Genomic DNA, 20,877 nt, shown 5'->3' with positions numbered 1-20,877 from the left:
CGCGGACGGGAACGCGGCAGCCCCGCGTCGCATCTATAGCCCGCACCCACCAAAGGAGAACAAGACATGGACGTGCAGACGATGCTGAAGACCGCCGTGATCCTGCTGGCCCTCACCGCCCTCGGCGGCCTGCTGCTGGCGGGCATCCGCTTTGCCGGGCGGCCCCAGCCCCCGACAGCGATCGCCATGCTGCACGGCCTGCTGGCGGGCGGCTCCCTGACGCTGCTGCTCTACGCGGGCTTCGCGGCCGGCATGCCCGGCGGCGCCTGGCTGGGCGTGATCCTGCTGGTCGTCGCCGCGCTCGGCGGCCTCGTGCTGAACCTGAATTACCACTGGAAGAGGCTGCCGCTGCCGATCTGGCTGGTGCTGGTGCATGCCGCCGTGGCGGTCGCCGGCTTCCTGGTCCTCGCCCTCGCCGTCTGGCGCTGAGCCGCTATCGGAGGGTCGCCAGGTAGGCGGCCATGTCGCGGGCGTCGCGCTCGGACACGCCCAGCTGCGGCATGGCCGTGCCGGGCTTCACCTGCTGGGTCTCCATGAGCCAGCGGCGCATGTTGTCCTGCGTGTTGAGCAGCGTGCCGGCGATGAACTGGCGGCCGGCCATGCCTGCGAGCGGCGGCCCGACGTAGACGCCTGCCCCGGTGACGCCGGGGATCGTGTGGCAGGAGTTGCAGCCATGCTGGTGCAGCGCCACCCGGCCGCGCTCGGGATCGACCGGCAACCCCGCGAGCACCACCGGCGCCTGCGGGGACCGCAGCGCCCCGGCGCCGCAGGCCGGCGCGGGCGGCGCGCGCCGCATCCAGTCCGCGTACTGCGGGGCATTCAGGTCGGGCAGCCGCTGCAGGAAGGCCACCACTTCCCACAGTTCCTCGTCACCCAGGCGGAACTCCCAGGCCGGCATGCCGCTCATGCGGATGCCGTGCCGCGTGAGCCAGTAGAGCTCGCGCGCGCGCCAATGCCGCCTCGCGTCGACCAGCGGACCCGGCAGCGGCTGCATGCTCTTGCCGATGTCGCCCGGGCTCACCCCCGGCGCGCCGTGGCATTGCACGCATTTGTCGCGAAAGCAGCCCGCGCCGCGCACGGCCATCGTCTCGTCGGACAACGGCGGCTCCACGATGCCGCTCGCACGCAGCTTCACCGAGTGGCGCATCGCCGTCTCCAGCACGCGGTAGGTCGGCTGCCAGTGCTCCTTCGTGGACGCGACGTCGTAGAGCCCGCCGAAGATCACCACCGCCGCGGTGACCGCGCCGGCGAGCGCCAGCACCGCCGTCGTGGCGGCCGCAATGAGCAGCACGCGAGCCTTGTTGCGCATGAGGCGCGATTCTGGCCCACGGCGGCGCCGTCGAGGGCCAGAATGCGCCGATGCCGACGACCTGCCGCGCCGCGTGCCTGGCGGCGCTGCTCGCCGCCTCCGCCGCCCTGCCCGCGGCCGCGCAGGACCGCGGCCGGGTCGAGCGCGGCCGTGACCTGCTGGTCCAGTACCGCTGCGGCAGTTGCCACGCGATCCCCGGCGTGCCGGGGTCCCGCGGCCAGGTCGCGCAGTCCCTCAAGGCGTGGCGCCACCGCAGCTACATCGCTGGCCGCCTGCCCAACCGGCCGGACGTGCTCGCCCGCTGGATCGAAGCCCCCGCCTCGCTGGTGCCCGGCACGCTGATGCCGCGCATGGGCGCGTCGGCCGACGAGGCGCAGGCGATGGCGGCCTACCTGTTCACGCTCGAGTGAGATGGCCGGCGTGATGCAGGCCGCGGGCGATGCGGCGCGCGCGATCGAAAGCATCAGCTGGGTGCTTTTCGCCGGCGGCTTCGCGATCTTCGCCGGCGTGATGCTGCTGCTCGCCGCGTCGTTGCGGCGCAGGGCGGGGACCGTGCGCACGCGGCTGTGGATCGTCGGCGGCGGGCTGCTGTTTCCCGGCGCGGTGCTGGCCGCGCTCTATGTGTGGACCGTCGGCATGACGCCGCACTGGAAACCGGTGCCGCCGCCCGGCGCCCTGGTGGTCGCCGTGACCGGCACGATGTGGTGGTGGGACGTGCGCTACCGCGATCCGGCCAGCGGCGCGGAGATCCGCACGGCCAACGAGATCCGCATCCCGGTGGGGCGGCCGGTGTACCTCGCGGTCGACAGCAACGACGTGATCCACAGCTTCTGGGTGCCGCAGCTGGCGGGCAAGCTGGACATGATCCCGGGGCGGCTGCAGCACCTGCTGCTGTCCGCTGACCGGCCCGGCACTTATCGCGGGCAGTGCGCCGAGTTCTGCGGCGAGCAGCATGCGCGGATGGTGCTGCAGGTGGTGGCGATGGCGCCGGCAGACTTCGAAGCATGGCTGGCGGCGCAGGCGAGGCCGGCGGTGTCGACCGCGAGCGCGGGGCAGCAGGCGTTTCTGGCGCATCGCTGCAATGCGTGTCATGCGGTGCGCGGGGTGAGCGAGGAGAGCCGGCTGGGGCCGGACCTCACGCATGTGGGGAGCCGCATGCAGCTGGCGGCGGGGTCCATGGCGAACACCGAGGACGGCCGGCGTGCGTGGATCGCGCACGTGCAGCGCATCAAGAGCGGTGCGCGGATGCCCTCGTATGAAAAGCTCGGGGACGAGACACTAGCTGTGATCGCCGAATGGCTGGGGACGCTGCAATGAACGCGGACGAGTCCGCCGCCCCCGCGTCCCCCTCCGTCACCCCCGCGAAGGCGGGGGCCCAGGGCGCCCTGGGTTCCCGCCTTCGCGGGAATGACGGGAGGGAGAGCGGGAATGACGGGAAGGAGAGCGGGAATGACGAACTTCCGAACCGCCTCCCCCGTCCCGCCGGCGAACTCGAAGCGCTCCAACGTGCCTGGGACCCTCCCAGGGGCTGGCGCAAGTTCACCGCCGTCAACAACACGCAGATCGGCCTCTACTACCTCGCCACGTCGCTGCTGTTCTTCCTCGGTGCCGGCGTGCTCGCGCTCGTGATGCGGGCGCAGCTCGCGGTGCCGAACAACACGCTGGTGGATGCCGGCACCTTCAACCAGCTGTTCACCATGCACGGCACGGTGATGATGTTCCTGTTCGCCGTGCCGGTGGTGGAGGCGATGGCGGTCTGGCTGCTGCCCAACATGCTGGGCGCGCGCGACCTGCCCTTCCCGCGCCTGTCCGCCTACGCCTTCTGGGCCTACGCCTTCGGCGGCTTCGCCTTCTTCTGCACGGTGCTGTTCGGCGCCTCGCCCGACGGCGGCTGGTTCATGTACCCGCCGCTCACGAGCAAGGAATACTCCCCCGGCATCGGCGCGGACTGGTGGCTGCTGGGCATCGGCTTCATCGAGATCAGCGCCATCGCGGGCGCGATCGAACTGATCGTCGGCGTGCTGTTCACGCGCGCGCCGGGCATGAGCCTCATGCGCATGCCGCTGTTCGCCTGGGCGATGCTCGTCACCGGATTGATGATCGTGTTCGCCTTCCCCGCGATCATCGCCGGGACCATCCTGCTGGAGATGGAACGCGCGTTCGACTGGCCCTTCTTCATCCCGGCGCGCGGCGGCGACCCGCTGCTGTGGCAGCACCTGTTCTGGTTCTTCGGGCACCCCGAGGTCTACATCATCTTCCTGCCGGCGGCGGGCATGGTCTCGATGCTGGTGCCCGCGATGGCGCGCACGCCGCTGGTGGGACACTCCGCCGCCGCCTGGGCCCTCGTGGGCGTGGGCGCGGTGAGCTTCCTGCTGTGGATCCACCACATGTTCACGGCGGGACTCGGGCCGCTCGCGCTGTATCTCACCTCGGCGGCCAGCTTCCTCGTCTCCATCCCGAGCGCGGTGCAGGTGTTCGCCTGGATCGCCACCTTCTGGAAGGGACGCGTGGGCCTGGAGTCGCCGACGCTGTTCCTGCTCGGCTTCCACTTCATCTTCGTCCTGGGCGGGCTCACGGGCGTGATGGTCGCCGTGCTGCCCTTCGACTGGCAGGTGCACGACAGCTACTTCGTCGTCGCGCACCTGCACTACGTGCTGATCGGGGGCATGGTGTTTCCGCTGTTCGCCGGCCTCTATTACTGGGCGCCGGTCGTCAACGGCCACCGGCTCTCCGAACGCGTCGGCCGCTGGAGCGCGGGACTGATGTTCGCGGGCTTCAACCTCGCCTTCTTCCCGATGCACATCGCCGGACTGGCGGGCATGCCGCGGCGTATCTACACCTACGACGCGGGACTCGGGTGGACGGCGTGGAACCTGCTGTCCACGGTCGGCGCTTATGTGTTCGCCGCCGGCGCCGTGCTGACGCTGGTGCACTTCGCGCGCAGCGCACGCAAGCCCGAACGCGAGCACGGCGATCCCTGGCAGGCGCACTCGCTCGAATGGCTGCCGGCGCAGGATTACGGCGTGCGCAGCATCCCGCAGGTGACCACCCGCTATCCGCTGTGGGAACAGCCGGGACTCGCGCAGGAGATCGTGCAGGGCCGGCACTGGCTGCCCGGCACCGCCTTCGGCGGGCGCGAGACGCTGGTGACGAGCCTGCGGCGGGCCGAGATCCGCTCGCTGTTCCGCATCGCCGGCGACGGCTGGCTGCATTTCGTCGCGGCGATGGCGACGGCGGGCTTCTTCCTCGCGCTCACCGTGTCCTGGATGCTGCCCGCCATGGCCTGCGGCCTCGTCGCCATCGCCGCCATCCTCGGCTGGCTGTGGCAACTCGACGAGCCACCCCCGCGCGCCACCGCGCAGATCGGCGACGGCGTGAGCGTGCCGGCCATCGCGCGCGGCCGCGGCTCGCCCTCGTGGTGGGCGATGGTGGTGCTGGCCGCCGTGGACGCGACGGTGTTCGCCTCGCTCGCCTTCGCGCATTTGCACGTGTCGATGAAGCTCGATGTCTGTCCGCCACCGGGCACGCAACTGGCCGGCGGCGGCGGGTGGGCCGCCGGCCTGCTCGTCGCGGCTTCGCTGCTGGTCTTCGCGGCCGGACGGCTCGTGCAGCGCCAGGGTTGGCTGCAGACAGCCATGCTGCTCGCGACGGCCTGTGGCCTCGCCGGTTTCGGCGTCGACCTCGGCGCGCACCTGCAGGCGGGACTGGCGCCGCGCGAACACGCGTGGGGCGCCACGGTCGCGGCGCTGCTCGCCTGGCAGGGACTGCACGTCGTGGTGCTGCTCTTCATGGGCCCCTATGTCCTCGCGCGATCGCTGGCCGGCAAGCTGCGCCCCGATGCGCGCGCGACGCTGGACAACAGCGCCTTCTTCTTCCACTACACCGTCGCGCAGGGCATCGCCACCATCGCGCTGGTGCGGCTGCTGCCGCAGTGGATGAACGCCTGAGCTGGCGCCCGCGTTTCGCGGCGCCCGCCTACAACACGCCTGGCGCGACGGCGGAAACTTCGAACATGAAGAACGCGAATCCCTACCTCCTGCTGCCCGTCGTCGCCGTCGCCGTGCTGACGGCCTGCGCCGCGGGCGTCATCGCGCAATCGGCGCTGTCCGGCACCGGGCCGAATCCGCCGCTGCCCGAACCGCACAAAAGCTGGCTGCCCACCGTGAGCGTCGCGCCGGCCAAGGGCTGGCCGGATGGCGCCGCGCCGCGCGCACCGGCGGGCTTTCGCGTGACCGCCTTCGCGAAAGGCCTCGATCATCCGCGCTGGGTCTACACGCTGCCCAATGGCGACGTGCTGGTGGCCGAAAGCAACAAGCCGGAGCCCGAGCCCGGCACGCGGAACGTGCATGCCGAGGGCATCAAGGGCAAGGCGATGAGCTTCTTCATGAAGCGCGCCGGCGCCGGCGTGCCCAGCGCCAACCGCATCACCCTGCTGCGCGATGCCGACGGCGACGGCGTGGCCGAAGTCCGCACCGTGTTCCTCGCCAACCTGGTGTCGCCTTTCGGCATGGTGCTGGTGGGCAACGAGCTCTTCATCGCCAATGCGAACGCCATCGTGAAGGTTCCCTACCAGCCGGGGCAGACCGCGATCCAGGCCACGCCGGTGAAAGTGACCGACCTGCCGGCCGGCACCAACCACCACTGGACGAAGAACATCATTGCCAGCGCCGACGGCAGCAAGCTGTATGCGACCGTCGGCTCCAACAGCAACGTGGGCGACAACGGCCTGGAAGCCGAACAGGGCCGCGCGGCGATCTGGGAGGTGGACCGCGCCACCGGCAACAAGCGCCTGTACGCCACGGGGCTGCGCAACCCCAACGGGCTCGGCTGGGAACCCCAGACCAGGACGTTGTGGACGGTGGTGAACGAACGCGACGAACTCGGCGACAACCTGGTGCCCGACTACCTCACGTCGGTGAAGGACGGCGCGTTCTACGGCTGGCCGTGGAGCTACTGGGGCCAGCACGTGGACGACCGGGCGCAGCCGGCGAACCCGGCGATGGTCGCCAAGGCGGTCGTGCCCGACTTCGGCCTCGGTTCGCACGTCGCACCGCTGGGCCTGACCTTCTCCGATGCGCGCATGCCGCCGAACTACGCCAGCGGCGCCTTCGTCGGCCAGCACGGCTCCTGGAACCGAAGGCCGCGCGCCGGCTATAACGTGGTGTTCATCCCCTTCGCGAACGGCAAGCCGGCCGGCCAGCCGATGGAATTCCTCGGAGGGTTCCTGGGCGACAACGGCGATGCGTATGGGCGGCCGGTGGGCGTGACGCTGGATGGCAAGGGCGCGTTGTTGGTGGCGGATGACGTGGGGAACACGGTGTGGCGGGTGGCGGCGGCACGATAGGGCGTCGTGCGTCGGGGTTCGGCGCTTCGCGCGCTCACCGCCGACCTACGGGGATCGAACCCGGTGGTTTTCGTAGGTCGGGGTGAGCCCGCAGGCGAACCCCGACGATCGGCCCACGAAGCCGAGCCATCCTGTCCTACACCCGTCGCATCACAAGGCCGACTTGGACACGTTTACAGACGATCGACAGTGTGCGGTAGTTGACAACATCCGCAACGGGAGATCACCAAATGCCCACCCAAGTCACCGAATGGAGCGACGCGATGTTCACGTCGCTGGCCGCGGCCATGGCGCTGCTGTTCTCGGCGATCCCGAAAATCATCGGCTTCCTGCTGATCATCGTCGCCGGCTGGTTCATCGCCTCGCTGATCGAACGCGGTCTCGCGGCAGTGCTGCGCTCCATCAAGTTCAACGACCTGTCCGAGCGCGCGGGCCTGAGCGACTTCATCCGCAAGATGGGCATGAACACCGATGCCTCCGGGATGATCGGCCTGGTGGTGAAGTGGTTCGTGCGGCTGATCGCGCTGGTGGTGGCCTTCGATGCGCTGGGCCTGCCGGCGGTGTCGGAGGTGCTGCGGCAACTGCTGCTGTGGCTGCCCAACGTGGTGGTGGCGCTGGTGGTGCTCGTCATCGGCGGACTGGCGGCCCGTGCGCTGAGCAACGTGGTGCGCGGCGCGGCCAACGAAGCGGGCCTCACGAACGCCAACTTCCTGTCCAAGGCCGCGGCGACGGTGGTGTGGGCCTTCGCGATCGTGGTGGCCGTCAACCAGCTGGGCATCGCGACCGAACTGGTGAACACGCTGTTCATGGCGGTGGTGGGCGCCCTCGCCCTGGGCCTGGGCCTTGCCTTCGGGCTGGGTGGCCGCGAGACGGCGGCCGAGATCCTGAGCAAGTGGTATTCGAAGGCGCAGGAGAAGTCGGGCGAGATGAAGCAGCTGGCGGAGAACATGGGCGACCGGATGCACGGCAACGAGCAGGCCAAGCCTGGCCAGTGGCCCACCGGCGGCTATCCGCAAGGCGGCGGTTCGCAGGGCGGGCCGGTGCCGGCCGACAAGCGCCACGACGCCGAAGGCGGCTGAGCACGCCGCGTCTTCCGCAGCAGGGCCCCGCACGGGGCCCTTTTTCTTTGCCACACTGGGACATGGCGTTCGAACCCGTGGTCCAGAGCCTGCTGGACACCGACCTCTACAAGTTCACGATGTGGCAGCCGCTGCTGCATCGGCACGCGCAGAACCAGGCCGCCTACCGCTTCGTGCTGCGCAACGAACCGCTGTATCCGCTGGCCGAACTCGTGGACGCCGTTAACGCGCAACTGGACCACCTGTGCCGCCTCTCCTTCACCGGCGACGAGCTGGACTTCCTGGCTGGCCTGCGCTTCATGCGCAGCGACTTCATCGACTTCCTGCGCATCTTCCGTTTCCAGCGCGACTTCGTCCGTGCCTGGGCGGAAGGCGACGCGCTGCGCATCGAGGCGCGCGGGCCGCAGGTGCACGTGATGGGCTTCGAGATCTTCGTGCTGGCGATCGTCAACGAGCTGTACTTCCGCCGCTTCGACCGTGACGCCGCCTGGACGGAGGGCCGGCGCCGCCTGAATGACAAGGTAGCGCAGCTACGCGCCTTCGGCGAGGAGCCACCGCTCGCGCATCCCTTCGAGTTCTTCGACTTCGGCGTGCGGCGCCGCTACAGCCGCGACTGGCAGCGCGAGGTGATCGCCACGCTCGCGAAGGAGTTGCCGCAATTCTTCAAGGGCACCTCCAACGTGCTGCTCGCGCGCGACCTCGACATCGTTCCGATCGGCACCATGGGCCACGAGTACCTGCAGACCTTCCAGGGCGTGGGCGTGCGGCTGCGCGACTTCCAGCGCGCGGCGCTGGAGGAATGGGTGCAGGAATACCGCGGAGACCTCGGCATCGCGCTCACCGACACGGTGGGCATGGACGCGTTCCTCGCCGACTTCGACCTCTACTTCGCCAAGCTGTTCGACGGCCTGCGGCACGACTCCGGCGACCCGGTCGCCTGGGGCGAGAAGGCACTGGCCCACTACGCCGCGCTACGGATCGACGCCCATTCCAAACGGCTGGTGTTCTCCGACAGCCTGGACGTCGACAAGGCGATCGCGCTGTACCGCCACTTCGGCGACCGCGTGCAGTTGGGATTCGGCATCGGCACCGGCCTCACCAACGACGTCGGCCTGAAGCCCCTCAACATCGTGATGAAGCTGGTGGAATGCAACGGCCAGCCGGTGGCCAAGCTGTCCGACGCGCCGGGCAAGACGCTGGCGACGGACGAGACTTTTTTGGCCTATCTGCGGCAGGTGTTCAAGGTGACCTGAATTTCGTCGTCCCCGAATGCGGAAGCCCTGGATTCCCGCCTACGCGGGAATGACACGGTACTCGTCATCCCCGCGCAGGCGGGGACCCAGAGCATTCAAGCGCCCGAAGGGCGCTCCACCGACACCGGCTTCGCAACGCCACGCCCCAAGTGCTCCCGCACCCTGTCGGCCTCGTCTCCAACCGCCGCCACCGCCTCCTTCACGTGCCTCTGGCTCACATTGAAATGCCGCGCCCAGGCGCACACGGCGTAATCATGGGTGATGTCGATGCGCTCTCTGCGCGGCGACTGCTGCTTCGTCTGCAGGGTGTGCATGGTGCTTCCGTCTGTTTTCGATACGAAGCGTCGATGCTAGGCAGCGCCCGCCGCCGCCGGTGTAGGACTTGGCGCAGCGCACCTGACGGTGCCGCATGCCCTGGCTCAGCAACGGCACCGAAATGCCCGCATTCCTGCAGCCCTCCCCCCGACCCGGGATAATGTCGTCCCCGGCTCCCCGAGCCGCGGCCCTGGCGCCCCCGGGCATTGCGCCCGCGACCGCCACCCCACGATCGCTCCCAGCATGGACACCCGTCAGGCACTCGTTCTCTTTTCCGGCGGGCAGGATTCCACCACCTGCCTGGCCTGGGCCCTGGACCGCTTCTCCCGCGTGGAGACGGTCGGCTTCGACTATGGCCAGCGCCATCGCATCGAGCTGGATTGCCGCGCCACCGTGCGCGAGCGCATCGCCGCCGCCTTCCCGGCCTGGGGCGAGCGCCTGGGCGACGACCACCTGCTGGAAATCGACGTGCTGGGGCGCATCAGCGACACCGCGCTCACTCGCGACGCCGAGATCGCGCTGCAGGCCGACGGCCTGCCGAACACCTTCGTCCCCGGCCGCAACCTGCTGTTCCTGACGCTGGCGGCCGCCCTCGCCTACCGGCGCGGCATGTCGGTGCTGGTGGGCGGCATGTGCGAGACCGATTACTCCGGCTACCCCGACTGCCGCGACAACACGATGAAGGCGATGCAGCAGGCGCTGACCCTCGGCACCGACCGCCCCTTCGAGATCGCGACGCCGCTGATGTGGCTGGACAAGGCCGCGACCTGGGAGCTGGCGCGGCGCCTCGGCGGCGACACGCTGGTGGACGTCATCCGCCAGGACACGCACACCTGCTACCTCGGCGAGCGCGGTGCACTGCATGCCTGGGGCCATGGCTGCGGACATTGCCCCGCGTGCGAGTTGCGCGCCCGGGGCTACGAAGCCTGGATGACGGGGAAGCAGCGATGACGTACGCCGTGAAGGAGATCTTCTACACGCTGCAAGGCGAAGGCGGCAACGCCGGCCGCGCGGCGGTGTTCTGCCGCTTCGCCGGCTGCAACCTGTGGTCCGGCCGCGAGAGCGACCGCGCCACGGCGCAGTGCCGCTTCTGCGACACCGACTTCGTCGGCACCGACGGCAGCGGCGGCGGCAAGTTCGCGAGCGCGGCGCAGCTGGCCGAGACGGTCGCCTCGCACTGGCCGGCCGGCACGCGCGGCCGCCGCCTGGTGGTGCTGACCGGGGGCGAGCCGCTGCTGCAGGTGGATGCGGCCCTGGTCGATGCGCTGCATGCGCAGGGCTTCGAGATCGCCATCGAGACCAACGGCACGCTGGAGCCGCCGCCGGGGCTGGACTGGATCTGCGTGAGCCCCAAGGCGGGCACCGAGCTGCGCATCCGCGCCGGCCACGAACTGAAGGTGGTGGTGCCGCAGGACGGCCTAGACCTGGAAGAACTGGCCGGCCTCGACTTCGCCCAGCACCTGCTGCAGCCCATGGACGGGCCGCTGCTGCGCGAGAACACGCAATGGGCGATCGCGCGCTGCCTGCAGGACCCGCGCTGGCGCCTGAGCGTGCAGACGCACAAGGTGGTGGGCATCCGATGAAGTACGAGATCTCGCAGCGCTTCTTCTTCGACGCCGCGCACACGCTGGAACGCAGGATCGAAACCGAGGGCAGCGCGCGCGTCCACGGCCACACCTACCAGGGCGAAGTGGCGGTGGCCGGCGAGCCGGACGCGAGCGGGATGGTGGTCGACCTCGGCCACCTGCGCCGCGCACTGGGCGAGCTGCGCGACAAGCTCGATCACCAGCTGCTGGACGACGTGCCGGGCCTGGGCAAGCCTACGCTGGAAAACCTGTGCCGCTTCGTGGCGGACCATGCGCGGGCGGCGGGCTTCCCGGTGAGCCGGGTGTCGATCTGGCGCGAGGGAATCGGGGATCGCTGCGACCTGCGGCTGGCCTGAGGCCAGCGAGGTGCTTGAGCGGGCGATGGGAATCGAACCCACGTCTTGAGCTTGGGAAGCTCAGGTCCTGCCATTGAACGACGCCCGCGGGACGGTGGGGATTCTACGCGGGATTGGCCGGCTGCTTTTAGGCGCCGGATACAGTCAAGGCGCTCTCGCGGATGCTTCGGAGCGCCGTGCTCAGGGTCCGATTCTGGCCGGGAGCGGACTTCCGCTCGGTTGCAACTGGGGCAGCAACGGCCTCTGGCTACCGCTTCTAACGGCCGGCAAGATCGACTGCTTTGCAGCGGTTGCGGTCGGTCGACGTTGGAAGGCTAGTTCACGATCTCTGCTCAAATGCGGTCATTGAGCCGCCCAGCGAGGCGCCGCCGACGTCGTCGTTGCTCGCAGGTGCAGCGGCTGTCAACTCGTGCCGCTATCCTAGAGTCGCAGCGGAGCCTACTGGCTCGACGGTGCTCATGGCGTAGCGTTGCTCCGTTGAAGGCGCAGCTTGATAGATGAACCAGTCTCGAGGCGACAGTAAAACTGAGGTGGTTGGAACCCAGGCATCGCCGTACGGAGGGCCTCAAGCGATACAGGCCTCGTCAGTTTCCTCGAGCCAGATAGAGCCATTACCGACGCCGAAGCGGCGCCGGCAAAGTAGCTCATAAATTCGGACTTACTGAGACCCGAGACACGCCCGTATTTGCGCCATACGGTACTTGGCGCGGCCGCATAGGTCGCTCCGACTGTCGCGAAACCAACCACTGCTCCGATCGGCTTTTTAACGTAGAGCCAAACGGTTGAGCCGGGTTCAACATGCATAGTTCTGCGTCTGAGCTCCACTTGCTTGCTACCTGCGAGGATGTTGGTTGCATGGCGCTCGTCAAGTGAAATGAGCACATGCTGGGTCGATTGCATCAAAGGCCCTTCTCTAGGATCGCCTGGACTTGTCCAGACGACAGTCGTTGGCTGGTAATGAGTTGGTGGGGCTCGCCGCACCCCATGCTTCTGAGTTCGCGCAGCGGAACAGGTCTCGGCAAGCGCAGCACATTGTCGAAGACGGTGATGGTCTTTGTTTTCGAGACCCCAATGCTTGAAAGTTGGCTGCTATCCAGCACAGAAGGGGCCAAGTCTCCAGCGTGCATCGCAGACTCGTCACGAAGGTAGGCGCGCAGTACACGCCCAACCGCGACGACGGCGCCGGCCCCCTTATTTTTTACGGATTCATAGAAGAACATCAGATCGCCGCGAGCAAAGTTCTTCAATGTCTTCTTGTCGCTCAAGTAGTGGCGCAAAGGAGCCAACTGGGCCTTTCCCCGAGGGAGGAGAGAGTCCTGGGGCGAGTCCGCCAAGAGGTGCTCTTCAAAGTGCTTGCGGATAGGGACCAATACGCCCTCTCGGCCCGGCAGGCAGAGGAGTATTGGTGCCAGCAGGGACTCCAACTTGTACAGAGGGACCAGCACCCTTTGGCCATCCGGTCGGATGACTGGAATTTGCTGATCCACATGTCGGAACACAGGGAGCGCATCGGGCAAACCGAGTTTGCCCACAGCTGCAAGCGAATCGCGGCCGGCAGTCCAGTTCCCTTCGGTCAAGCGCCTCTTGGCAACAATCTTCTGCAGGTCATTCGAACTCGATGGTGACGCGACATAGCCAAACGTGGCCGCCACTTCTCGCAGTGAGGCTTGGCGCGGTGGACAACTCAACCGTACATGGGCGACTTCGCCAGTCGTCACGATGCTCAGAATGTGCCGGAGCAATGACTGCGCTGTCTCACGCGCGTCTCTCTGGTTTTCGGCGACGGCGGCATAAGCGCGAATTTCATGACCTCGAATGTTCGCTGGCAATACAAGGTAGCCGGAAACCACACCGTTGCATCGCACCACGTATCGAAGGCACGCCGAACTGCCTGCGTCGGTTGCTGACCACTCGTTGACTTGAGTGGCCGTGTCGATGTTTAAGGCCGTCAGCACCCCCCGAATGGCCGCAGTGTCGCCATGCGACGCGGCTTGCATTTCAATGATGTCGGTGCTATGCGCTTCGTGAACTACTGGGTCTGTCGTGTGATCCGGCTCGACTTGAAACAGTTCTGGCGATATGGCGTCCACGCCGAACCGCTGTCTGAGCTCAGGCGCCCGCTCGAGGATTCGTCCATCGCTTGTTATAAGGCCTGGCAGGCCATGGTGAATGGCGGTTGCAAGATGCATCAAGTCAGATTTGTCGTTGTCCGAGAGGGAGCCCTGTCGCTCGGGAAACACTAGCGAGGCAAGCATCGGAGATAAACGAGCCCAATCCTCATCGGGCGGACTTGGGAACTTCGCGAGAGTTCCCGCCAAAGAGAGCATTGGATCCGTCTTGCCGCCGTGTGCAGTACGGTTCAACTCCGTTTCGATCTCGCTACTGACAGCAAGTGAGCAGGCCCGCATTCGTTCTGCTCTAAAGACGCTCATGGCCAGTTCATGTCGGGGCCGACGGGGGCCTAGGTCGAAAAGTACATTCAGATCCAGGAGATAAAGCGGTTTGGCCGCTCCTTCCATAGCATCCAAGCCAAGTGGATCTGCGGCGGTAATTCCGCTCGAACCAAAAAGTTGCGGCGTGTCGAGCTCATGGGCTCTAACCACGATCATGCGATTGCGGCTGGCCCCGCCCACGGTAACCCGTTGCGCATAAAACCCCTGCGCCTCCCAGAACATGTTGGCATCTCTTAAATCTTCAGCGACGCGTGCATGAATTGAAATGAACTGCCCCTCGGTAAGCATGTTCTTCATGGCGTTCAGCAGCGTCCTCCCGATGCTCCGCCCCCGATGTGCCCTCGAAACATAAATCTGCCGTACATGCGCCTTGGGGAAGCGAAGGTCAAACAAAAGGTGGCCCGCATAGAACTCGCCGGTACTGCCTGACGCCAGCGCTACAAACAATTGCCCCCTGCGGCAGAAGTCTGCATAGACGCTACGCGAGAAGAAGCCGAGGGCATCCCTTTCGCTGTCTGCGGCCTGCACCACCTCATTCAAGAATGCCGAGACGGAGCTTGGCTCCGTGAGCACCCTGGTCGGGCCTCCGTTAGTTGTCATGACTCCCTCCAGAACTATTGACAACTTTAACTGCAGATGTGGTCGAGGGCCTATGCGTGAAAAGAGGATTGGCGCACGGATTGGCCGCTCCACGTAGTGCCGACCATACAGGGTGCAGCGCGGTGTCGGAACAGTCCATCTTCACATTCGACGTCGCAGATCTGCCGCTCGAGCGATGCTCGAAGAAAGAGTCGGGGATGATTGGCGGGCTCTGCCGGCCGAAACCTAGGGTCACCATGGACGCCAGATTCCCGTGTTCAATCTGTGACTGCCTTTTTTCACCGACAGTCTGCGGCGAATTTCGACCGGCAGCATCCATTCTTGACCGATCCTTCCTCCCGCCTGCGCAAAGTACCGTTCATGACGTGGGCCGTTAGTTAGAACGCTCGCTCCGAACCTGAGCTCCATGGCCAGCCTTCGGCATCGCGCCGCGTGTGGTTGATAGTGGCACACCAACGGCCGACAAGCGCAATCTGGATGGCCCTGAACTCGATGGGAGACCATCATGGAAACCGAACGCAATGCCACTCATCGCGAGCCGTGGAACAAGGGCAGGATCGCCGGCCAGAAGGCGCCCTTCAAGCTGAAGGACATCTGGGCTCTGCGCGTCCGCTTGCAGATGGAAGGGCGGGTGCGAGAGCTCGCGCTCTTCAACTTGGGTATCGACAGCAAGCTTCGCGGATGCGACCTCGTCGCCCTCAAAGTCAGAGACGTGTGCCATGGCGATCAGGTGGCGCCACGCGCTATAGTCATGCAACACAAGACCCAGCGTCCGGTGCAGTTCGAGATCACAGCAGTGACCCGGGACGCCGTACAGGTGTGGATCAAGCATGCTGGGCTGAAGCCGGAGAACTTCCTGTTCCCTAGTAGGCTGCACGACTCGCCCCATCTCGGCACCCGGCAGTACGCACGGATCCTCCAACATTGGGTTGAGGATCTGGGCCTGGACCGTGCTGACTATGGCACGCACTCGATGCGCAGGACGAAGGCGACGCTGATCTATCGGCGCACCAAGAACCTTCGCGCTGTGCAACTGCTTCTCGGACACTCCAAGCTGGAGTCGACCGTGAGGTATCTCGGCATCGATGTCGATGACGCTCTCGAGATCTCCGAGCAGACGGAAATCTGAGGATGTCGCACGCGACCGCGGCGGACATACCGGAGCGGTCCCTCTCGACGGCTATCTGGCGTTAGAAGATTGGGCCCCCCGCCATCAACGGGCGTGGTCCAGGTCGACGAGCGTCAGGGTGCCGATGCCGCTGCGCGCCAGCGCCTCAGCGGCCCAGGAGCCGACGCCCCCCACGCCCACCACAACCACGTGCGCGCGCCGGACGGCGGCGGCCAGGGGCCAAGTCCATGAGACCGACCGGTCAAGGCGGGGTGCTGGCCGGCGGGTTTCAGCTCCGAATATTAGATGCAGCGGGTGCTGTCTGTCGCCGCGACTGTTCAATGGACGCCTTGCAGTCATAGGCCCGGCCTCGTTTGCTCCTGCACGGTTACGCTCTTGGACTCGCAAATCACCAGCCGAGGTACCACCGGCATTTGCTGGCGATGCCCTTGACGCAGGCCGGATCGCGGCGGCAGTGAACGCCCCAAACGATGACGCCGCGCGAGGAGTTCACAAACCCAAAGATCGCTTTGCACAGGGTCTTGCTGTTTTCATCGGAAAGCACGCGACGAGCTGTCGTCGGGTGATCGATTGAGGTGCAGGAACAGCGACTCTAGCTCACGGTCAACGATGAGGTCGTTAAACGCAGCCAGCCCCCGCCTGCGAAACTTTTCGAAGATGTCTTTCGCGCAAGACGTGCAGATCAGGTCGGCGCCACGGTGTAGCGGTCGACGATTTGCGCAGCATCGAGTCCGAAGTGCACCAGCGCTTCCACAAATCTGACGGCTGGCGCGAAGGTGGTGTCCCCGTAGACGACGGCCTTGGCGAATCCGTCGATGGCAACCTTCAGCTTCTGCAGCGACGCGACGTCCATGACACGCATGTTCGCGGCCGCAGATGCAGCCGGTCCGAACTTGCTGGACGGATGGACCAGGATGAGGTCGGCGATGACGCTGCCTTCGTACCGAGTCTTGAACCAGGACTCGGACCCCAAGAGCTGGTTACAAAAATCCTTCGAGATTGGCTTTGTCGGGTCGACGACCCCACTCTTGCATTCGATCACGGCAAACCGGGTGCCGCTCAGCGCCCACAGGTTGTCCGGGCCACCGTCCTTATAGCTCTTGTCAGGGCGTTGAGAACCAAACCCGAGGAAGTGGCCGAGGTCCTGCATCGCCGCCTCGAATTTGTCGGTCTTGTCCGGATCCCACGAAAGATCAGCGAGCAGCGCCTTGGCCCACAAGACAAGCGCGTTAGGATCGATAAAGCGCCCCCTGACGAAGTCTTCTGACGATTCTCCCTGGCTGCGCGTCGCCGTCGGGATACGCTTGTACGTTATGCCTTGGAGTGGCCTCAGGATTCGCGGGTTGTCGGCGATGCCGGCCAGCAGTAGCTTCTGAGCCTCGACAGGACTGTCGTGGTGCGTGAGCTCGGCGAGTTGCTGCTTGAGGTAGCCGCGGACGATGGGATCGTTCTCCGCGTGGATGGCCGGCTGCAGCGCGGCGGCGGCCGCAGACCATTGGCCCACCGAAGCATGGTCAAAGGCCTCGCGAGCGAGAGGAATCGATATGTCCACATGACTCGCAGCGCCCTCAGGGGCTTTTGCGACCCACTGGCGTCCCGCCAGCCACCACTTTGCGTCTTTGTTGATGCAGAGTTCAAGGGTGGGCCGCAGATCCTCGATCGGCTTGCCTTTGAGCTGCTTGGTGACCGCCTTGCCAAGGTCAATTTGTGCGAGCGTCGCTGCGGTAAACATTCGCCGAGCTTCAGGCATGTTAATGCGCTGGGCTAATCGAGCGCCGAGCAGCAGCACCGCACAGCGGTCCTCGCTCGAACGGACGCCACGGCCCATGCCCTGCTCGATGCGTTGAATCTGGCGAAGCAACAATAGCTCCGTGCCATCGAGAGTCAACGCTTCCAGCCGCTCGACTAGGTCGTGCACCTCGGGGATACCATCGACGATGAGCAATCGGCAGGCATTCTCCGGCAGATCTACGCCGTCGTACCGATTGACCAAGACGGTCAGCCCCATGTGCTTGTTTTTGAGCGCGGCCACTCCCTCGGCGATTGAGTCCTTGCTCAACGTCTGGTTCGCAACCGGCGCCCAGAAAGCGGCCCGCGCGAACGATGGCACCAAAACTACAACGTTATGTTGGACCGAGATAGACTTCGCCAGCGTCCTGACGTCTTCGTCGGTAATCTCAGGGTTAACCTCCTGAGGCACAACGATCATGCGGTCACCAATCTCGCCAGCGCCCTTGGGCTTGATCGGATCCGCGATCGCAGCCGGGTCCGCGTCGAGGTGGGTGATCAGGATGCCATCGTCCGCTAGCGTTGCGGTCATATAGATCCGCCGCTTTGCGCGGTCGAAAGCAGGAATCTGCGCGATGGGAAGGCAGCGGGGCTTGATCTGAAGCGCGTTCGCTCCGAACACGCAGGTGCACAACGGGATTACGCCCTTGAGCAACGGCCAGCTAAACTTCAGCTCATTCGATTCACGGTGCGCATCGAGGACCTCTAGCACCTGCTGGCTCTTATCCTGCCATGCCCAGAACGGTACGGCGATCAAGGCCTGAATGTCGTTGCGATCGAGCTCTATCCAGCCAACCATGGAGTACTGCTTCAGGTCGTCTTCGAATAGCTTGAGCAGCGCGGTGTGGGCGGCGTGCCCAGTGGGAATGTCAATGCTGAACTGGTCGGCCACAGCATCGAGACAAGCATGCGCATCGTCGATGACGACGCTGCCCAGCGGGACACGGACGTTTCCGGCGCCGACACCGAACTGCGACTTCCCATTGACCAGTTTGTCGATATTGGCGACCAAGATCGCCTGCCCGGCTAGGAAACCAACATGGTTGAGGTCGTTAGTGGCAGGGATGCCCAGGTCTTGCGCTTCCTTGAGCACCTGGGTCACCAAGTAGTTGTCCGGTGTGACGTAAATGGCCGGCCCGACCTTCTCATTCAGGCAGCTCTGTAACGCCAGCAGGCCCACCAGCATCTTGCCGGAGCCGGTGTTCATTTTGATTGTGTTGTCACGCCGTGCACGCTTCTCGTACCACTTGTCCAAGACCTCGCCTTGGTTGGCCGAGGGGAATTTGAACCGTGGATGGCGCGCCAACGTCGTAAAAATCTGCCGCGGCTCAACGATCTCCGTGGTGCCGCTGATTGCGCCACTCAGCGCATCAAAATCCAGCATCTCCCTCTCCCTATGGTGGGCTGCCGCCCATAACCTTCTCCAATATACTCGCACGACAGGCCAGCGGAGAACTTGGACGGGTCAAACAGTGATTCCCAGGCTCGCGTTAAGCTCGGCGGGGACGGGAAGCCGAGCGCGGTACTGATCCTTGCGTAAGTGCCGAGAGAGATGCGTTGGTCGCTGCCCCCTTGCATTCAATGATCGCTCCTCGTAGATGCTGCCGTTCGAGCGCAGGGTACTGGACGACGCACATCAGTCTCAAGCAGTCGCAGAGAGACGGCCGCTGCGCAGCGATTGCAGACCGTTGTTCCGGAGGCGTGGACTTACGCTAACCGCCATCATGGGACCATCAGCCCGGCCACGGAGTAGTGGCGGCGCCTGTTCTACGTGGCTCTCACGCGAGCGCGGAAGACCGTGACCCTCCAGACGCAGGTCGGGCGCGAGTCCACTTTCATCACTGAGCTACTGCAGGACTTCAAGGTGCCGGTGACGAACTTCCAAGGGGAGTCGACAAACCTGGAGGTGTGCCCTGGCTGTGGGCGAGGCTCGCTCGTGCAGCGGCGCGGCCGGGGGGCCATTCCTTGGCTGCAGCACTTAACCGGCCTGCGATTACACCCGCAACTCGGGGGATGAACAGGCCCCCGCTGCACCGCGAGTGACCCGCCGGCGCCGACGCTGATGACCTGCAGCGCTACGGCACGCTTGCAATGCCGGCGAACGCCTAGGCCGCCTGCGCCTGCGCGGCTTTGAAGCCGTACTTCGCGCGGTACACGTCGATGAAATCAGCGTCCAGGCACAAGCACGCTGGGGACTGGGTCTTCAACCGAGTCGTCCCGGGCTGCTCCGGGAATGTGTCCAGGAGGTCGAACTGGGTCATGGCGTGCGGCAGCCAGTTCGGGCGAGCCAACTCAGCTGCGAGCAGGATGCCCGCCAGCGCTGACTGGAACGCCATTGGCACTTCCGCATTGGCCTGGAGCGCAGCCTGGTGGAACTCCATGACCCTGCCGCCGCAAACGCCTTCGACATAGAGGTCGCGCAGTGGCCGGTTCTCGAACGGCAGGAGCTTCTCGATTTCAACCCCGGCTGCCGCCGCGACTCGCTCCAGGAACGCACGGTCAGTCGGCTCGTTCTTCTGCAGGCGCCGACGCACGTCTTCGATGACCGGCTTGTCGACCGGCAACTTCAGGGCTCGCACCACGAGCTCGTCCTCGTTCATGGGCGCTGCCTTCTTCGGCAGGTACAGGCATGCGAGGCAGGCCATATTGCCCAGGAACTGGTGCCTCGATACGCCTGCCACACTGAGCTGCGTCCAGGCGTTGAAGATGGTCCGGGGCAAGCTCGATTGAATCTCGATACGGGCTTTGGCCGTGTCCACGGCACTCAGGACGGTGTCCACCTTGTAGTCGGGGACAGTAGCGACGTGGTCCGCCCACTTCGACACGTGCCCTTCAACGGTGACGTCCTTGCGCACGGGGAACCAGCTCTTGGCCAGCGCAGCCTTTTCCGCGTCACGATTGGCGGCTTCGAGCATCACGTAGCGCTGCAGGTTGCTGTCCGTCACCTTCTCGTGGTCGACCACGTGCAACTGGCCGGTGCACTGCATCCGGCTGAGCGCCCAGAGGACGCCATTGCCGATGGCGCCGGCGCCGACCAGGTGAACGTCGTCAAGGTGGACCGTCCCGAGCGCCGGACTTTCCCCGCCGCCAAACGGTCGCATGGTCAGGAGCGAGAACGAGACCTCGTCATCCAGCTTGCCGCCTCCGAGCTCGGCTGCGAACACCGCCCTGAACACGTTCGCGGTGGCAACGCAGGCGGCGGCGCCTGCCCCAAGCGGATTCGCAGTCTTCCCGGAGCCTACAGGCGCTTTTCGCGACAGCTTCAGCACCCAGTTGTCCGACCCGACGTACCACGTGAAGCCCTGCGCCTTGGACTTGCCCTTGAAGGGGGTGGCACCAAAGACCAGCATCTTGGTCACCGCGTCCGGTGCGCTGACCAAGTCAATCTTCGGGTTGATGGCAGAGGCGAGCTTGCCTAGCGAGGAGACGAATGCCTTGCTCACACCCGCACCCGCGACGATGGCCAGCGTGGGATACAGGCGAGCGAGCATGCGCACCGTGAGGTCGACGGCGTGCTGCGCCTCGGGGCTATCCAGCACCGACTTGTCCACGATGATTCCAACGACTTCATTCTCGAGTCGAGCCGCGAGGGCGGTTGCATCGAAACCCTGAATCAGCGAGGCCGCTGCCTGGGCGTTGCGCGCGTAGTAATCAGGGAGTGCCAT

General features: G+C 65.7%; 17 protein-coding genes, 1 tRNA gene and 1 pseudogene. 11 read left to right on the top strand and 8 right to left on the bottom strand.

Annotated features, from left to right (window positions below; translation table 11 throughout):
* Positions 1–66 precede the first annotated feature (66 nt).
* Positions 67–429 (top strand): hypothetical protein, encoded by a 363-nt coding sequence (locus tag VF522_RS08935; RefSeq protein WP_330907893.1) that lies wholly within the window; start codon positions 67–69, stop codon positions 427–429.
* Positions 430–433: 4 nt separating this feature from the next.
* Here VF522_RS08935 and VF522_RS08930 read toward each other — a convergent pair whose 3' ends face one another.
* On the bottom strand, positions 434–1,309 hold the full coding sequence (locus tag VF522_RS08930; protein ID WP_330907892.1) for a c-type cytochrome: 876 nt from the start codon (positions 1,307–1,309) through the stop codon (positions 434–436).
* 50 nt (positions 1,310–1,359) lie between these two features.
* Here VF522_RS08930 and VF522_RS08925 point away from each other — a divergent pair, with 50 nt between their 5' ends.
* The 6 genes from VF522_RS08925 to pncB all read left to right on the top strand — a co-directional run bounded on the left by VF522_RS08925 (position 1,360) and on the right by pncB (position 8,985).
* Entirely contained in the window at positions 1,360–1,719 is a 360-nt protein-coding gene (locus VF522_RS08925) for a c-type cytochrome (protein WP_330907891.1), read from the top strand.
* A 1-nt stretch (position 1,720) separates the two neighbouring features.
* On the top strand, positions 1,721–2,626 hold the full coding sequence (coxB, locus tag VF522_RS08920) for a cytochrome c oxidase subunit II (RefSeq protein ID WP_330907890.1): 906 nt from the start codon (positions 1,721–1,723) through the stop codon (positions 2,624–2,626).
* Positions 2,623–5,256, top strand: coding sequence for a cbb3-type cytochrome c oxidase subunit I (locus VF522_RS08915; RefSeq protein WP_330907889.1), 2,634 nt, complete (start codon positions 2,623–2,625; stop codon positions 5,254–5,256). Before coxB ends, VF522_RS08915 begins: the two co-directional genes overlap by 4 nt.
* 65 nt (positions 5,257–5,321) lie before the next feature.
* Positions 5,322–6,653: a sorbosone dehydrogenase family protein gene (locus VF522_RS08910; RefSeq protein WP_330907888.1), complete on the top strand. Its 1,332-nt coding sequence runs from the start codon at positions 5,322–5,324 to the stop codon at positions 6,651–6,653.
* Between the two features lie 230 nt (positions 6,654–6,883).
* Positions 6,884–7,732, top strand: a complete 849-nt coding sequence (locus VF522_RS08905) for a mechanosensitive ion channel family protein (protein ID WP_330907887.1) — start codon at positions 6,884–6,886, stop codon at positions 7,730–7,732.
* A gap of 62 nt (positions 7,733–7,794) precedes the next feature.
* Positions 7,795–8,985 (top strand): nicotinate phosphoribosyltransferase, encoded by a 1,191-nt coding sequence (gene pncB / locus VF522_RS08900; protein WP_330907886.1) that lies wholly within the window; start codon positions 7,795–7,797, stop codon positions 8,983–8,985.
* A 95-nt stretch (positions 8,986–9,080) separates the two neighbouring features.
* On the opposite strand, the gene VF522_RS08895 is transcribed toward pncB, so the two are convergent.
* A complete protein-coding gene (locus VF522_RS08895) occupies positions 9,081–9,299 on the bottom strand; it encodes a DUF3606 domain-containing protein (protein WP_330907885.1) in 219 nt (72 codons plus the stop codon).
* A gap of 244 nt (positions 9,300–9,543) precedes the next feature.
* On the opposite strand from VF522_RS08895, the gene queC reads away from it, so the two are divergent.
* From queC to VF522_RS08880, 3 genes are read left to right on the top strand one after another with little or no spacing between them, the layout of a single operon-like run.
* Positions 9,544–10,251, top strand: a complete 708-nt coding sequence (gene queC, locus VF522_RS08890) for a 7-cyano-7-deazaguanine synthase QueC (RefSeq protein WP_330907884.1) — start codon at positions 9,544–9,546, stop codon at positions 10,249–10,251.
* The gene (queE, locus tag VF522_RS08885) at positions 10,248–10,883 is read left to right on the top strand and encodes a 7-carboxy-7-deazaguanine synthase (RefSeq protein ID WP_330907883.1); all 636 of its coding nucleotides are present in this window, start codon (positions 10,248–10,250) and stop codon (positions 10,881–10,883) included. Before queC ends, queE begins: the two co-directional genes overlap by 4 nt.
* Positions 10,880–11,242, top strand: coding sequence for a 6-carboxytetrahydropterin synthase (locus VF522_RS08880; RefSeq protein ID WP_330907882.1), 363 nt, complete (start codon positions 10,880–10,882; stop codon positions 11,240–11,242). The genes queE and VF522_RS08880 overlap by 4 nt, the downstream gene beginning before the upstream one ends.
* A 17-nt stretch (positions 11,243–11,259) precedes the next feature.
* Here VF522_RS08880 and VF522_RS08875 read toward each other — a convergent pair.
* Positions 11,260–11,330: transfer RNA gene (locus VF522_RS08875), tRNA-Gly, on the bottom strand.
* 811 nt (positions 11,331–12,141) lie between these two features.
* The gene (locus tag VF522_RS08870) at positions 12,142–14,295 is read right to left on the bottom strand and encodes a GNAT family N-acetyltransferase (protein WP_330907881.1); all 2,154 of its coding nucleotides are present in this window, start codon (positions 14,293–14,295) and stop codon (positions 12,142–12,144) included.
* Positions 14,296–14,800: 505 nt separating this feature from the next.
* Here VF522_RS08870 and VF522_RS08865 point away from each other — a divergent pair.
* Complete coding sequence (locus tag VF522_RS08865) at positions 14,801–15,424, top strand: tyrosine-type recombinase/integrase (protein ID WP_330907880.1); 624 nt, start codon at positions 14,801–14,803, stop codon at positions 15,422–15,424.
* Positions 15,425–15,517: 93 nt separating this feature from the next.
* On the opposite strand, the pseudogene VF522_RS08860 reads toward VF522_RS08865, so the two are convergent.
* The 4 genes and pseudogenes from VF522_RS08860 to VF522_RS08845 form a co-directional block, all read right to left on the bottom strand.
* Positions 15,518–15,640 (bottom strand): annotated as a pseudogene (locus tag VF522_RS08860) (ThiF family adenylyltransferase); the annotation flags it as partial.
* Between the two features lie 172 nt (positions 15,641–15,812).
* Positions 15,813–15,968, bottom strand: coding sequence for a hypothetical protein (locus VF522_RS08855; protein ID WP_330907879.1), 156 nt, complete (start codon positions 15,966–15,968; stop codon positions 15,813–15,815).
* 138 nt (positions 15,969–16,106) lie between these two features.
* Entirely contained in the window at positions 16,107–18,596 is a 2,490-nt protein-coding gene (locus VF522_RS08850) for a helicase C-terminal domain-containing protein (RefSeq protein WP_330907878.1), read from the bottom strand.
* A gap of 721 nt (positions 18,597–19,317) precedes the next feature.
* Entirely contained in the window at positions 19,318–20,877 is a 1,560-nt protein-coding gene (locus VF522_RS08845) for an E2 ligase fold family C protein (protein WP_330907877.1), read from the bottom strand.

It is taken from the genome of Ramlibacter sp. (genome assembly GCF_036383835.1).
In the GTDB taxonomy this organism is placed as follows: domain Bacteria; phylum Pseudomonadota; class Gammaproteobacteria; order Burkholderiales; family Burkholderiaceae_C; genus Ramlibacter.
The sequence above is the reverse complement of the archived record's forward strand: the minus strand, read 5'-3'. Positions and strand labels throughout refer to the sequence as shown.

Coding starts and splice junctions, on each gene's coding strand:
- VF522_RS08935 (WP_330907893.1), top strand. CDS start 67: ATGGACGTGCAGACGATGCTGAAGACCGCCGTGATCCTGCTGGCCCTC.
- VF522_RS08880 (WP_330907882.1), top strand. CDS start 10,880: ATGAAGTACGAGATCTCGCAGCGCTTCTTCTTCGACGCCGCGCACACG.
- pncB (WP_330907886.1), top strand. CDS start 7,795: ATGGCGTTCGAACCCGTGGTCCAGAGCCTGCTGGACACCGACCTCTAC.
- VF522_RS08865 (WP_330907880.1), top strand. CDS start 14,801: ATGGAAACCGAACGCAATGCCACTCATCGCGAGCCGTGGAACAAGGGC.
- VF522_RS08870 (WP_330907881.1), bottom strand. CDS start 14,295: ATGACAACTAACGGAGGCCCGACCAGGGTGCTCACGGAGCCAAGCTCC.
- queE (WP_330907883.1), top strand. CDS start 10,248: ATGACGTACGCCGTGAAGGAGATCTTCTACACGCTGCAAGGCGAAGGC.
- VF522_RS08845 (WP_330907877.1), bottom strand. CDS start 20,877: ATGGCACTCCCTGATTACTACGCGCGCAACGCCCAGGCAGCGGCCTCG.
- VF522_RS08895 (WP_330907885.1), bottom strand. CDS start 9,299: ATGCACACCCTGCAGACGAAGCAGCAGTCGCCGCGCAGAGAGCGCATC.
- queC (WP_330907884.1), top strand. CDS start 9,544: ATGGACACCCGTCAGGCACTCGTTCTCTTTTCCGGCGGGCAGGATTCC.
- coxB (WP_330907890.1), top strand. CDS start 1,721: ATGGCCGGCGTGATGCAGGCCGCGGGCGATGCGGCGCGCGCGATCGAA.
- VF522_RS08915 (WP_330907889.1), top strand. CDS start 2,623: ATGAACGCGGACGAGTCCGCCGCCCCCGCGTCCCCCTCCGTCACCCCC.
- VF522_RS08905 (WP_330907887.1), top strand. CDS start 6,884: ATGCCCACCCAAGTCACCGAATGGAGCGACGCGATGTTCACGTCGCTG.
- VF522_RS08910 (WP_330907888.1), top strand. CDS start 5,322: ATGAAGAACGCGAATCCCTACCTCCTGCTGCCCGTCGTCGCCGTCGCC.
- VF522_RS08925 (WP_330907891.1), top strand. CDS start 1,360: ATGCCGACGACCTGCCGCGCCGCGTGCCTGGCGGCGCTGCTCGCCGCC.
- VF522_RS08850 (WP_330907878.1), bottom strand. CDS start 18,596: ATGCTGGATTTTGATGCGCTGAGTGGCGCAATCAGCGGCACCACGGAG.
- VF522_RS08930 (WP_330907892.1), bottom strand. CDS start 1,309: ATGCGCAACAAGGCTCGCGTGCTGCTCATTGCGGCCGCCACGACGGCG.